Here is a 14,483-nt window from a genome sequence, read left to right on the forward strand (position 1 = left end):
AATCATTCGCTACTCGAATCTTGGCTAAGCCTTGAATCCAGCAAACGATGCAACACGTCAATCGCAAACCCAACAAGCAAGAACAATGCAGAAAGCATAAAAAGATTGCCTTGAACAGCTATAAGATCTCGCAAACCAACATCGCGCACAAGACCCATACCCATTCCAGGAAGCGAAAACAGATTTTCAATAACCATTACGCCCATAATCATGTGCGCAAAAGTCAAGCCGATTACAGACACAAGCTGCGGCAACGCTAATCGCAAGCCAACTCGCCAAATCATTTGCTTTTTAGTCATGCCACAAGCCATAGCTTGCAAAGCAATGTCGCTATTAGAAATCTGCTCTAATGATGCTGCAGCGTAACGCATAAAGCCAGATCCAACAATAATGCCAACTGTTAGCGATGGAAGAATCAACGACAAAAATGCGCTAGAAAAATCGCGCCAACCGTCTGTTGGAAAACCTTGAGTAGGAAAAATCCCAACTAAGCCAATACCCCTTCCAAAAATCATGATTAAAATCATTCCACCCCAAAGAGCAGGAACAGAGCCGCCTGCAATCGCACAAAATCTTAAAAAGCCTTGCAAAGACTTGCCAGAATGCAAAACTTGCAAACATCCAAGCGGAATACCAATTGCGAGCGCAATTAAAAGCCCTAGAAAAATAAGCGGAAAAGTTATGCTAGCACGCATAGCAATAGTGGACGCAACGGAGCGACCAGTGAGCATTGATGTGCCGAAGTCGCCCCTAAAAACACCAAAAATCCACTCTAAATATTGAATGAAAAGGGGCTTGTTTAATCCTAAATCGCGTCTTAATTGCTCAACTTTTCCATCTGGCGCATTTAAGCCAGCCATAACTTGAGCAACGTCTCCAGGCAAAACTCTAAGAGCAAGAAATACGATTGCAGAAATAAATAGCAGCGCTACAAAGAACAACGCGATGCGTCGAAGAATCATGCGCTTCATACAAACCCCTTACTTAATTTAATGTTCCCGAGAATTTCCGCTTTTTGTACGTGATTTTGCCTATTTTACGTACAAAACCCGTCAAATCGTTCGCGCGTTACAGCGCGCTATTCCTCACGGCTATTAGTAGCCGTTCGGCTGATTTGGCGCATAAAGTCCACTGGACTTTATGCCTTAAGCCAAATCACGCTTTGAAGGAGCTTGAAATGCGCTATGCAATTTCAAGCTCAGTCAAAGCGCTTTACTTGCGTTAAAAGCACATCGTGTTTTCAACTTTGAGCAAGCTCAGCGCTCCGAGTTGCCTTCGCGCGCTTTTGTATGTGATTTTGCGGTTTTGAGCAACAAAATCGGGAAATTTAGACCAAATCACTTAAGTCGCAAGTTGTATAGCGGCAAAAGAACTTGATTAATGTCAAAAGGCATGCCTTCAAGGTTCTTTACCTTAGCTGTAACAACTTTGTAATTAAGCAACCAATCTGCAGGAGCATCCTGGCTAACGATTCGCGCAGCTTTAGCAAGGAGCTTATTAGACTCCTTAATATTCGCGCAAAGCATTGCCTTAGCATACAAATCCTGAACCTGCTTATTGTTGTAACCGTAGTAATACTTAGGATCTGCCCACTGGCCAAAATCGTGGCTTTCATTGTGATCTACCATAGACAAATCGTAGTTTTTATTTGTATAAACGTCGTGAAGCCAAGTAGTAAATTCAACAACGTTTACTTTTAGATCAATGCCAATTTGCTTTAATTGAGACCTAAGTTGCTCACCAAGTTGCGTTCCATAAATATTTGGGTAAGTAAGCGAAAGATGCAAAGGATTCGACTCGCTAAAACCAGCTTCCTTCATTAACGACTTAGCGCGCTTAACATTATGCGCGTAAATCTTAGTTAAATCCTCATATCCTGGATCCAAAGAAGGAATTGGTCCGCCAAGCAAAGCATCCGTACCTCCGCGCGAAGCAATAATTTGCTTATGGTCAATCGCATAGCGAATCGCTTGACGCACACGCTTATCTTTAGTGCGCTCACCATTCATATTCATAGCAAGCACAAATTTATCGGTAGTGTTTCCAGCTTTAACAACATAGTGCTTTGAATCCGCCTTAAAAGTCTTAGCAAGCTGGCCAGAAATAGGCGCCAAAGCTTGAACAGATCCCGAAGAAAGCGCATTTACAGCAGCAACATCGTCTACAAAATAGCGAACAACAACTTTTTGAGTTTTTGCCTTATTAACGCCCTTATAGCGCGGATTTGCTTTTAACACAACTCGGTCGTTTGGCACAAACTTTTCTACCAAATACGGACCAGATCCAACAGCTTGAGTTTTAGCGTCATAATTCGCAAGCTTATCGAAAACTAAGCCAGCTCTAGAGCACAATGCCCACAAAAGCTTTGCATTTGGCTCTTTAAGCTTGATTTCAAACGTGTAATCATCTTTAGCTTTAGCGAATTCAACTTTTCCAACCATGTTTGATCCGCGATACTTCTTAGCAACAAGCTCGTTAAAAGACCACTCAGCGTCTTTTGCAGTAAGCTTATTCCCATTAGAAAAAACAACGCCTTTACGCATGTGGAAAGTGTACTTTAAGCCATCTTTGCTTATTTTCCAACTTTTTGCAAGGGATGGAACAACCTGATTTTTAGTATTTCTAGCTACAAGACCTTCATACACGTTTCCAATTAACAATTGCTCCAATGATGAGCCAGATTGATTACGAATATCAAGATTTGTAGGAGCAAGTTTTAATCCGATTGACACAGTTTTATTTGAAACTTGCGCAGAAGATGTTTGACTTGCAGGATTTTTTTGTGGACCTGTAAGCGTTGCAATAATAGCGCTAACTACTGCGATTACTACGATTGCTACAGAAACAAGCCAGAATTTTCCTAAACCACGCTTATTGGTTTTATACGCACTTTTAGACGCAGCGTTAAGCGAAGCATCTGTACTAAAGCCAGCTTGCGATCCTTGCGCGTTTTCTTGCGCGTTTTCTTGCCCATAGAATTTATTGGTCGCATCTTTAGAGTATGCGCCATCTTTGGGTTCTTTGTTATCCATTCAACAAACCTTTCTGGATTGAATTAGATACATACCTGTTCAATTTTTAAGCTCGTTGCTTTGTCTAATTGCAACACTTGCAACACAAAGTCAACGGCGTATACAATCGTAGCTTGCTAGCAAGTCAATCAAAACTAGGGCGAGTCTAAAAACTTGGTTATAAATCATTAATAAGTAATTGATATTTATACGTTTTTACAAAAATTTGACATCATTGTGTAAAAAATTTAACACTATTCTATAAAAATTTGACGTTATTCTAATCACATATCCTATGAATGTGGTTAAATGCCATCAGACGTAAACTTGCAAACGTGCGCAAAAAACAATACGATAGCTTGCATATTTGCAAAAATATATAACAGACGCATAAAGATGTTACACACAGCATGCATGCAAAATGCGCCAATAAAAAGCCAATAAAAGCGAGGAATAATGGCAGAAAACTTGAATACTACAGTAACAGTAAACGAATCCTCAGATCCGCAAAATAACGGCAGCCAAGACCGCACTGCTCTAAATCGCCAGCTTGCACAAATGCTTAAGGGCGGCGTGATTATGGACGTTACTACTCCAGAGCAGGCACGAATTGCTGAAGATTCTGGAGCTTGCGCTGTAATGGCGTTGGAACGCATTCCTGCCGATATTCGCGCGGCTGGTGGCGTTTCTAGAATGAGCGACCCCGCTATGATTCACGGAATCCAAGAGGCTGTGTCTATTCCTGTTATGGCAAAATGCCGTATTGGTCACTTTGTAGAAGCGCAAGTACTTGAGGCTATTGAGATTGACTATATTGACGAAAGCGAAGTGCTTAGCCCAGCAGACGACGTTTACCACATTAACAAGCGCGATTTCGCAGTTCCATTTGTTTGCGGCGCTAAAGATTTGGGCGAGGCTTTGCGCAGGATTAACGAAGGCGCTTCCATGATTCGCACTAAGGGCGAGCCTGGAACTGGAGACGTGATTCAGGCAGTGCGTCACATGCGCATGATGAATTCCGCAATCCGTAAGCTTACAAGCATGCGCGAGGATGAGCTTTTTGAAGAAGCTAAGACTTTGCGCGTGCCTTTCGATCTTGTAAAGTACGTTGCACAAAACGGCAAGCTTCCTGTTGTTAACTTCGCTGCTGGCGGCGTTGCTACCCCAGCTGATGCTGCTTTAATGATGCAGCTTGGCGCAGAAGGCGTATTCGTTGGCTCTGGCATCTTTAAGTCTGGAGACCCAGCAAAGCGTGCTGCTTCAATCGTTAAGGCTGTTACTAATTACAAAGATGCCAAGATGATTGCTAAGCTTTCCGAGAATTTGGGCGAAGCTATGGTTGGCATTAACGAGCAAGAAATCAAGCTTTTAATGGCTAATCGCGGCGAGTAATTAAAACGAGTAATTGAGGCGAATTATTTTGGCAAACTCACCTATCAATACAAATAATTGCGCGCACACTGTAGCTGTTTTAGCTGTTCAAGGAGCTTTTCTTGAGCATCGCTTAATGCTAGAAAAACTGGGTGCGCGCGTTATTGAGCTTCGTCAAGCACGAGATTTGGAGCAATCTTTTGACCGCCTTGTTTTGCCTGGCGGAGAAAGCACTGTGCAAACTAAGCTTCTTAAAGAGCAAAACATGCTTGAGCCTTTGCGCGAGAAGATTGTAAGCGGAATGCCTGTTCTTGGCACTTGCGCAGGGCTGATTTTGCTTGCAAAAAATGTGGAAGGTAACGAAGTTAGCGGATTTGGCACGCTAGACGTTACTGTTAAGCGCAATGCTTACGGACGCCAGCTTGGAAGCTTCCATTGCGAATCTGAGTTTGGAAATCTTGGATCTGTTCCAATGACATTTATTCGCGCGCCTTATATTGCGCAAGTTGGACAAAATGCCGAGGCTCTTGCAACTGTAGATGGCAACGTTGTAGCTGCTCGCCAAGGAAATCAAATCGGAACAGCTTTCCACCCAGAGCTTGATGAAGACACAAGAATCCACCAGCTTTTCTTGGATTTGTAGTTATATTTGTAGTTTGATTTGCAAATATCTTAAGCTTGCAAATAAAAGTGGCACTTAAATCACTTGATTAAGTGCCACTTTTATTGATTAAATCGCCAGCAAAAATCGCTATTAAATCGCCATTAAATCGCTATTTTACCTCAAAAATCGCGTATCCAAAGGCTCCAAGAGAGTGATTTTGAGCATCATAATTATAGCTAATAATCGGCTTACAATCTGGCAAGCCACTAAACGAATCGTTAGACTCATTAAACGCATTTAAAGCCACAACAACGCGCTTAGAGTCGTCTTCTCGCGCAAACACAAACTTTCCGCGCTCATCATAGTCAAGAACCCTAAAATTGCCATGAATAAAGCAATCGTTACTTTTACGCAATTTTATAAGCTCGCGGAACAAGTCGCGATTATCCTTTACAGGATTTGCCCAAGGCATAGCCGCGCGGTAATCACACTCTTCAAAACCAACTACGCCAAGCTCATCACCGTAGAACACGCTTGGAGTTCCAACAGATGTAAGAAGGCAAAGTTCAGCCAAACGGAATCGCTTATCCACCGCGGAAGAATCGCCAGAATCCGCGGAATTTTGCGCGCACAAGCTCCTAAAGCGACTAACGTCGTGGCTATCAAGCAAATTCAATTGACCTTGAACAATCGGGAATGGGTATCTTAAAAGCATATCCACAAATCGACTATTAAACTCGCGCGCATTAATCTTACCAAAAGCAAAGAAATCGCGGCAAACTTTGCGGAACTCGTAGTTCATAGTGGAGTCAAACATATCTCCTTGCAGCCAACGCTCAGAATTCTCCCAAATCTCCGCAATTAGCACACTATCTTTTTTAGTCTTTTTAGCAACAGAGCGGAAGGCACGCCAAAAGTCTTTATCAACCTCATTAGCAACGTCTAAACGCCAACCGTCAACATCAAAATCTTCAAGCCAATAGCGGCAAACATCCATAAAATAGTCTCGAACTTCGGGATTAGAAGTATTAAGCTTCGGCATTTTACGCTCATATGCAAAACACGTGTAGCTTGGGCTCTCGCCATCTTCGGGGCGCTTAACAGGGAACTTTAATCCATAGAACCAATCCTTGTATCGCGAATTTTCGCCATTTTTAACAACATCGTCAAACGCAAAGAAATACCAACTAGAATGATTAAAAACGCCGTCAATAATTATGTGCATGCCGCGATTATGAACCTCGCTAACAAGCTCCCTAAAATCGTCGTCCGTTCCCAAATTAGGGCAAACATGGTAATAGTCAAGAAGATCGTAACGATGGTATTCTGCAGCTGTAAAAATTGGATTCAAATACAGGCAATTAAAGCCTAAATCCTCAATATAATCAAGATTTTCGATTATGCCTCTAATTGTTCCGCCCAAACGAGTGTGCAAAGTTTGACCAGTTTTCTCATCAAAATAATCTTTTGCAATGCAACTTATGCCGCGTTTAGAATCTGCAAAACTATCTGGGAAAATGTTGTAAACAACAGCCTCTTTAAGCCAATGCGGAACGTCGCTAATCTCTTCGCGGCGAATAAATGGGAACTGGTAGACTTCTGTACGATCTTCTGGAAAATCAGATGCAATAGTATCGGCGTACAAATACAAGTGCTCATCCGCATCTTGCATCTCAAAGTAATAACAAACTCTATCTAAATCGCTGTTTATGTTTGCTTCATAGTAGTCAAAGTAATCGTCGCTTGCAATCTTTTCCATTTTCAACGTGCGGAACTTGTCTAACGGAGTCAAATCAACACGATTTCCGTAGTGCAAAACGCATAAACTAATATTATTCTTTGCCGCGCGCAAACGAATTGTTAAGCAATACTCTGCCGTAGAATACGCGTATTGAGAAAGTGGCTTATGCAATATTGCATGACGATTTATCATTTACATTTCCTTTCTAGCCTCGCTGCCATTGTTTTCGACTTTATCACCTACTGTGCCACACCGCCACACTTTTATGTGATTTCCTAAAACAGCAAGCACAAACAATCAAATTGCACGCAACGACTTAGCATTAATGTAGTATTGCCTAAAGATGCGCATACTTAAGTTTGGCAACACACAAACGCAACGGAGGCGAATATGCTTTTAGCAGTAGACATTGGCAACACAAATATTGTGCTTGGATTCTTAGATAACGGCAAGATTGTTGGCACATATAGAATGACTACAAAAGCAAATCACACTTCCGACGAATACGGCATTATGATTACGCAATTCCTTAATTTAAGCGGTTTTAGCGTAAACGATGTTGAAGATGTTATTGTTGCTTCGGTTGTTCCAAAAGTTATGCACTCGTTCCGCGCAAGCATTGTTAAGTTTTTGCAAATCGACCCTATGATTGTAGGTCCTGGAGTAAAAACTGGCGTAAATATTAGGATTGACGAGCCACGCTCCTTGGGCGCAGACTGCTTAGCAGATTGTGTTGGCGCGTTTTACGAATACGGCGGCCCAGCATTGGTAATTGATTTTGGCACAGCTACAACTTATAACTACGTTGATAAAAGCGGAGCAATTACTTGCGGACTTATTTGCACGGGAATCAGCTCGGCTGCGGCAGCTCTATGGGATAATACTGCTCAGCTTCCAGAAGTTGAGATTTCTCGCCCTAAATCCGTTCTTGCAAAATCAACTCGTCCTGCTATGCAAGCTGGCCTCTACTACAGCTTCCTCGGAGGCATTGAGCGCACAATTGAGCAATTCAAAATAGAGATAAATGAGCCTTTTAAGGTTGTTGCTACAGGAGGCTTGGGGCGACTTTTTGAAAAAGACGTTGATGCGATTGATTACTACGATCCAAATTTGATTTTTAAAGGAATGTACGAGATTTATAGAAGAACAATCGGTTGCTAGCGACTTTTCCTTTGGATTACAAACCTAAAGAGCATAGTCTTAGCGAATAGTCTTAGCGAATAATTATCGCACAACAAAACCTTGATTATACCCGTATTCTTTTAAGTCTTTTTTCCAAAGCGCGATTCCATCTTTAAGTCGAATCTTAGGGCCAGGGTCGTCTGGAAGAACAAAATCTTTTCCGTCATCTTGCTTAATTCCAGCATCAATCATAGCTTTAGTATTTAATCGCGCTTTTGACTTTCGATTCCAATCGTAAGCTAAGCCAACTGTGGAGCGAAAATCACTACGCGAATATACTTCAAATGGCAAATACTTGTACCCCGTATACACATGCTGTGCTGCATCCGCAAAGACGCGATTAAAGCGTTGACCACCAAAGTATGGCACTTTAATTCCTCTAGAATCCAAAACAGTAGTCTTATTCAAAAATGCGCTATCTCTAAGAGTTACAACGTCTGCTGGGAATGCTCCCGAACTAACGCGTTCTTTAATGCCTTGTTGATTGTGGCAAACAAAATCAACAAAACGCATTGCAGCTTCTGGCTTCCTGCTAGATTGCAATACACTTAGCGCAGATCCGCCCATTTGCGCATTATGATTTTTGCCATCCATTGTTGGAACTCTTGCAACACGCCACAGCCCTGCTCCGCCTGGAATATCGTGCATTAAAAGCGAAGTCATCCATGCTCCAGCAAAAACGGAAGCAACATTGCCAGAACCAACAGCGCTCTTCCAAGCTGGAGTCCACGTTGTAAGCCTTGTGTCCACTAAGTCTTCGTCAATCATTAATTGCCAAAAGTTTGTAAAGTCTTTTGTTCCTTTATCTTTACTTAAACGAACAGTAACAGTTTTTCCGTCGTGCGAAGTTATAAACGGATGTCCGCCAGAAAGCCAAATCATAGCGTTGTAAAAGCTAGCATCTCCAGAATCTGCAGCAATATAAACGCCAATATTTTTTAGCTTTCTTGCTGCATGAATGTAGTCTTTCCAAGTGTGAATTTGTGTAGCATCCACACCTGCTTGGCTAAACACATCTTGATTATAAAACCACGCTAAAGGCCCTGAATCCATTGGCAAACCGTATATTCGGCCTCCTAATTGCACAGAAGACCATGATCCTTGCGTGTAAAATGTTTGAGTTCCTTGTACCCTATCTGTAATGTCTAGAAGCTGACCGCTAACAGCGTATTGTGGCAATGCATAGTACTCAATTTGAGCAACGTCTGGCATGCCGTAACCATCTTGAATAGCGCTATTAAGATTGCTATACCCACTTGTGTCTTTAACACTAACGCGAATATCTGGATTTTGCTTCTCAAAATCTGCAGCAATCCGCTTCATGCTTGGCTCCCAAGACCACACCGTGATTTTAGTTCTAGAATCAACAGATCCGCATGACGCACAAAAAACAACAGCAAAAACGCATAAAACAGCAGTTATTATGCGCCTAACAAAATAGTCAGCAATCTGCTTGCGATTTTTGAGCGGTCTTCTTGCACTCATAACACTCATTGTATTGCTATTCCACAGTTACGGATTTTGCAAGATTCCTAGGCTTATCAACGTCGTAGCCTTTAAGCTTTGCCATATTCATAGCAAAAAGTTGCAATGCTACAACATCTACAAGAGGGCTTAGCAATGTTGGGCACTTAGGGCGCCAGAACACAATATCTGCGTAACGCTCAGCGTCTGGATCGCCATCTTCTGCAACCGCAATCGTAAACGCTCCACGAGCCTTAACTTCTTCGATTCCCGATATCACTTTAGCATGTAAAACGTCTCTTCCCCTAGAAGATGGCACTATAACAACAACTGGCTCTCCCTTATCTACAAGAGCAATCGGGCCGTGCTTTAATTCTCCTGCAGCAAAACCTTCTGTAAACGTGTACGCAATCTCTTTTAGCTTTAACGCACCTTCTAGCGCCACTGGGTAACCAACGTGCCTGCCAAGGAACAAGAACGATTTTGCGTCCATTGTTCGCTTTGCAGCTTGCATTATTGAATCCGTTTGAGTGTCTAAAACGTTTTGGATTTTAGATGGCATTTCTTTAAGCTGAGACACGATTTGCTGAATCTCATCCCTGTACATTGTTCCTTTGACTTGAGCCAAATAAAGGCCAAGCATGTATGCAGCTACGATTTGTGCAACAAATGCTTTTGTAGAAGCAACTGCGATTTCCGGTCCCGCATGCGTGTAAAGTACAGCATCCGATTCTCGCGGAATACTCGAACCTTGAGTGTTGCATATTGCCAGCACGCGACTACCCTGCTCACGCGCATGCCTTAACGCCATTAACGTGTCCATTGTTTCGCCAGACTGCGAAATTGCTACAACAAGCGTTCTATGCGTTAAAATCGGGTCTCTGTACCTAAATTCGTGAGCCAGCTCCACTTCTACTGGAATACGCACCCAATGTTCAATCGCATATTTTGCAACTAATCCTGCGTAGCTTGCTGTTCCACAAGCCACAACTATTATTTTGTCGATTGATCGCAAAGCATCTTGACTAATCCTAACTTCGTCAAGAATAATATTCCCTTTTGCGTCAAATCGCCCGCGCAAAGTATCGGCTACAGCATGCGGATCTTCGTGGATTTCCTTATCCATAAAGGAATCCCATCCGCCTTTTTCTACTGCCGAAGCATCCCAGTCTACTGTAAAATAGCTAGGATCTTTAATCTCGTTTCCGTCAAAATCTGTAAGACAAAGCTGCGCTTTTTTGTTTCCTTCTATATCTCCGATTAAAACAGCTTGATCTTGACCAACTTCAAGCACTTTATCTGTGTATTGAACAAAAGCAGCAACATCGGAGCCTAGAAAATACTCGTTATTTGAAACACCTACTACAAGTGGCGAATCATGGCGAACAGCAGCAACAATATTAGGCTGTCTAACGTCCACTGCAAGTAGAGTAAAAGCTCCTTTAAGAATTTTTGCAACTCGTCTTATTGCTTCAAAAAGATCTGGCTTACCAGTTTCTTCAATTATTTGATTCGCGATTTTTCCAAGCGCTTTTGCTGCAACTTCCGTATCTGTTTGAGACGAAAACTCTATGCCTTCTTTTTGCATTTGTTCTTTAAGACTAATAGCGTTTTCAATAATACCGTTGTGAATAAGGGCGATTTTTCCGTCTGCACTAACATGAGGATGCGCGTTTAAGTCGCATGGAGCGCCATTTGTAGCCCAACGCGTGTGGCCTATTGCAACGCTCGCATCTGGCATTGGATTTTCGGCTATATCTTTTCTTAAAACAGCTAAGCGACCAGCTTTTTTGCGAACACATATAGAATCCATTCCTGGAGCAGCAAGAGCCACACCAGACGAATCATAGCCTCTGTACTCTAAGCGTTCTAATCCGTTTAAGCAAACTTCTAAAGGCTTTGCGCAAACTGTGCCAAAACCTGCGTATCCAACAATTCCACACATAATCTTCTATTCTACGTTATAAAACGTGTGTGTTTCTACATGTTTTGCAATTATGTTTTGAATTATGTTTTGCAATTACTGCTATCTGTTGCTATGAATGCTATCTGCTTTTGCTTCAAATCCTTTGCCAAAATGCTTTTCTAACATAACCTGCAAAACCATCAAAACAGACGTAATCACCAAATACCAAACACTAGCAACAATAAGAAGAGGAATCGGCTTATAAATACGATTAGCAACAGCATTAGTAGCAAACTGAAGCTCCAAAGTAAAAGGAACAGCCAAAACCAAAGACGTAGTCTTAAGCATACCAATAGTCTCATTACCCAAAGGCGGAACAATAATACGCATAGCCTGAGGCAAAACAACCCTACGCATAGTCAAAGACCTACCCATACCCAAAGCCTGAGCAGCCTCAACCTGACCAGCATCCACAGCCTCCAAGCCAGCACGAACAATCTCCGACAAATACGCAGCCTCATTAAGAGACAAACCAACAACAGCAGCATTCAAAGAAGTCATAACAACATTAGAATCAATCGAGAAAAACTCAACAGACGTAAACGGAATACCCAAACTCAACTTAGGAACAAGAACCGCAAACATACCCCAAAAAACAAGCTGCGTATAAACAGGCGTACCACGGAAAAACCAAATAAAGAACCAGCTAACACCACGCAAAACAGGATTAACACTCTTACGCATCATAGCCAAACAAACAGCCAAAACAATCGCAATAACCATAGAAAGCAAAGTCAACAACAAAGTCCAACCAATACCAGCAAGAACATTCTCGTTAAAAATGTATTTCCAAACGATTGCCCACTCAAATCGCGGATTTGTAGCAATTGAATACACAAGAGCACACGCTAGAATCGCAACAATAATGCCAGATATAATATGTCCAGGTTTTTTGACTGGCAAAATACGCTCGTTGTTGTTATTTTTAGCACTCATGTTTTTAATCCTACTCTAAGCATACAAAGTTTCTACTAGCGAATATTAAATAGCTAAATCAATCATATAAAGCATTCATAGAAAGCATTTAGCAAGGCAAATCACACAGGAATCACACTTTTGGATTTACTTCTGGGTGCTTAATCATAACGTCTTCAACACCCCACGCCTTCATTATTTCTTGATACGCGCCCGTTTGTATTAGCTTTTCAATACCAGCTTTTATTGCTTCTACAAGCTGAGCATCTCCTTTTTGAGCAATAATGCCCATAAGAGCTTTATCGCGGCTTTTACCCAATGGCTCCAACTGGCCGTCCGTTTGCTCAATCGCAAAACTAGAAACAGGAGTATCTGCATACATAACATCTGCGCGGCCTGCAACCACTGCAGTCGTAGCATCCGTTTGCTCTCTAAACGCAAGAACGTCTAATGGCGCTTTGCGACTTACCTTACAAACATCTCTTGCGTCATACATTTGAGTTTCGCTTGTTGTTCCAACTTGCACAGAGACTTTTTTACCGCATAAGTCGTTAAGATTCACATTTGTTGGATTGCCTTTTCTAACAACAAAAAGCAAACCAGCATCCGCGTACGTTACAAAATCAACCGACTTTTCTCGCTCTTTGCTAACTGTAAATCCCGAAACTCCAATATCGAATTTGCTTCCAACAGATGGCAAAATCGCGTCAAATGGCGCGTGAACAATGCGAAGCTTTAATCCCATCAATTTTGCTAGCGCTTTGTTTAAGTCTATTTCGTAGCCTACAACCGTTTTTCCATCTCTAGCATAAAATCCTGCTGGCGCATATCCAACATTAGTACCCATTACAAGCTCGCCACTTTCAACAAGCTTTTTTGGCAACATTGCAGCAATACTTTTATCTTTTTTAATACGATTAACGTCGTAGCTGCGAGCTAAAAGAGGATCTGGCCCAACCGCATCGCTTGTTCCGCAAGCACTAGAAAATCCTAGTAAAGATAGCGACGTAAACGCAGCAACAAATCTTAGCCAACGAGATACACGAACGCCGTTCTTACTATGCGAGTTTGATTCGCATGAAGAACATGCATCACTCATACTAATCTCCGAATAAATTGGATGGAATATTCAAACAATGAACAACTTTACACTATGTTTGTTATTACACAAACACGCTAAACATTGCGCAAGATATTCTTTACGTAAAATTGTTTGAATAATAATACTAATCAAAATAAAAAGGCTGCAGCAAACACCACAGCCATAAATTATTCATGATTTTACACAAAATACTTTAATTTTTACGTATTTACATTTATATGTTATGCTTACAAAACGTTGTGCAGAAAATCCTTGAACCTTTCAGTTTGAGGATTATCAATAATCCCAGACGTTCCAAATTCAACAACTTTTCCGCCGTCCATAAACACAACTTGATCTGCAACTTCTCGAGCAAAACCAATCTCGTGAGTTACAACAATCATTGTCATTCCATCGTTTGCCAAGTCGCGCATAACATTAAGCACTTCTCCAACAAGCTCTGGGTCTAGCGCAGACGTAGGCTCATCAAAAAGCATTATTTCTGGCTTCATAGCAAGCGCGCGAGCAATAGCCACTCGCTGCTGCTGGCCGCCCGAAAGTTGCGAAGGATAATGATCTACGCGGTCTGCCATTCCAACGCGCTCAAGCTCTTTAACCGCTAAATCGTGCGCTGCAATTTTGTCCATATGCAAAACGTGAACTGGCGCTTCCATAACGTTTTCAATAGCAGTCATATGCGGGAACAAATTAAAACGCTGAAACACCATTCCAAGCTTTGCGCGCTGCGATGCAATCTCTTTATCGTTTAACGCTTGCAAAGCTTCTTTACCCTTACGAACAACAGTTTTTACGCCAATGCGCTCGCCGTAAATCGTAATTTTTCCAGATGTGATTGTTTCAAGCTGGTTCACTAATCGCAGCAAAGTTGACTTTCCACTTCCCGAAGGACCGAGTATAACTGTTACACTTCCTGGCTTAACAGTCATATTAATGCCCTTAAGAACTTGCAAATCGCCAAAGCTCTTATGCAAATCGCTTATAACGACTGCTGGAATATCATTATTATTATTCTGATTTTGCACGTCTTGTACGTCTTGCTCTGTAAGTGTTAGATTATTTGTCATTTTTCCTCAAATCTAATAAAAACTAATGGAATTTTATCATTTATAATGCACTTATTTATGCAT

The 14,483-nt window shown here is 41.8% G+C and carries 11 protein-coding genes; 3 read left to right on the forward strand and 8 right to left on the reverse strand.

What is annotated here, in order from left to right; genetic code table 11:
* Nucleotides 1-2: 2 nt before the first annotated feature.
* Together NYP65_RS01880 and NYP65_RS01885 are read right to left on the reverse strand one after the other, a co-directional pair.
* Complete coding sequence (locus NYP65_RS01880; protein WP_248899204.1) at nucleotides 3-971, reverse strand: ABC transporter permease; 969 nt, start codon at nucleotides 969-971, stop codon at nucleotides 3-5.
* A gap of 366 nt (nucleotides 972-1,337) precedes the next feature.
* On the reverse strand, nucleotides 1,338-3,032 hold the full coding sequence (locus NYP65_RS01885; protein ID WP_473410528.1) for an ABC transporter substrate-binding protein: 1,695 nt from the start codon (nucleotides 3,030-3,032) through the stop codon (nucleotides 1,338-1,340).
* A 435-nt stretch (nucleotides 3,033-3,467) separates the two neighbouring features.
* On the opposite strand from NYP65_RS01885, the gene pdxS reads away from it, so the two are divergent.
* Together pdxS and pdxT are read left to right on the forward strand one after the other, a co-directional pair.
* Nucleotides 3,468-4,403 carry a pyridoxal 5'-phosphate synthase lyase subunit PdxS gene (gene pdxS / locus NYP65_RS01890; protein WP_101896600.1) on the forward strand — a complete coding sequence of 312 codons (936 nt, stop codon included), beginning with the start codon at nucleotides 3,468-3,470 and terminating at the stop codon, nucleotides 4,401-4,403.
* A 28-nt stretch (nucleotides 4,404-4,431) separates the two neighbouring features.
* Complete coding sequence (pdxT, locus tag NYP65_RS01895; RefSeq protein ID WP_101889427.1) at nucleotides 4,432-5,025, forward strand: pyridoxal 5'-phosphate synthase glutaminase subunit PdxT; 594 nt, start codon at nucleotides 4,432-4,434, stop codon at nucleotides 5,023-5,025.
* Between the two features lie 130 nt (nucleotides 5,026-5,155).
* Here pdxT and NYP65_RS01900 read toward each other — a convergent pair whose 3' ends face one another.
* The gene (locus NYP65_RS01900; RefSeq protein WP_101896601.1) at nucleotides 5,156-6,919 is read right to left on the reverse strand and encodes a glycoside hydrolase family 13 protein; all 1,764 of its coding nucleotides are present in this window, start codon (nucleotides 6,917-6,919) and stop codon (nucleotides 5,156-5,158) included.
* A gap of 198 nt (nucleotides 6,920-7,117) precedes the next feature.
* Between NYP65_RS01900 and NYP65_RS01905 the strand changes: the two genes are divergently transcribed.
* Nucleotides 7,118-7,888, forward strand: coding sequence for a type III pantothenate kinase (locus tag NYP65_RS01905; RefSeq protein WP_101889251.1), 771 nt, complete (start codon nucleotides 7,118-7,120; stop codon nucleotides 7,886-7,888).
* A gap of 63 nt (nucleotides 7,889-7,951) precedes the next feature.
* Here NYP65_RS01905 and NYP65_RS01910 read toward each other — a convergent pair whose 3' ends face one another.
* From NYP65_RS01910 to NYP65_RS01930, 5 genes are all read right to left on the reverse strand, one after another.
* Nucleotides 7,952-9,394 (reverse strand): extracellular solute-binding protein, encoded by a 1,443-nt coding sequence (locus NYP65_RS01910; RefSeq protein ID WP_102705038.1) that lies wholly within the window; start codon nucleotides 9,392-9,394, stop codon nucleotides 7,952-7,954.
* A gap of 16 nt (nucleotides 9,395-9,410) precedes the next feature.
* Entirely contained in the window at nucleotides 9,411-11,318 is a 1,908-nt protein-coding gene (gene glmS, locus NYP65_RS01915; RefSeq protein WP_004130650.1) for a glutamine--fructose-6-phosphate transaminase (isomerizing), read from the reverse strand.
* Between the two features lie 81 nt (nucleotides 11,319-11,399).
* Nucleotides 11,400-12,275 (reverse strand): amino acid ABC transporter permease, encoded by an 876-nt coding sequence (locus tag NYP65_RS01920; RefSeq protein WP_004130649.1) that lies wholly within the window; start codon nucleotides 12,273-12,275, stop codon nucleotides 11,400-11,402.
* 112 nt (nucleotides 12,276-12,387) lie between these two features.
* Complete coding sequence (locus NYP65_RS01925) at nucleotides 12,388-13,353, reverse strand: ABC transporter substrate-binding protein (RefSeq protein WP_004130648.1); 966 nt, start codon at nucleotides 13,351-13,353, stop codon at nucleotides 12,388-12,390.
* Between the two features lie 230 nt (nucleotides 13,354-13,583).
* Nucleotides 13,584-14,420, reverse strand: a complete 837-nt coding sequence (locus NYP65_RS01930) for an amino acid ABC transporter ATP-binding protein (protein ID WP_004132865.1) — start codon at nucleotides 14,418-14,420, stop codon at nucleotides 13,584-13,586.
* Between the last annotated feature and the right edge of the window lie 63 nt (nucleotides 14,421-14,483).

It is taken from the genome of Gardnerella sp. c12Ub_1, from assembly GCF_055804375.1.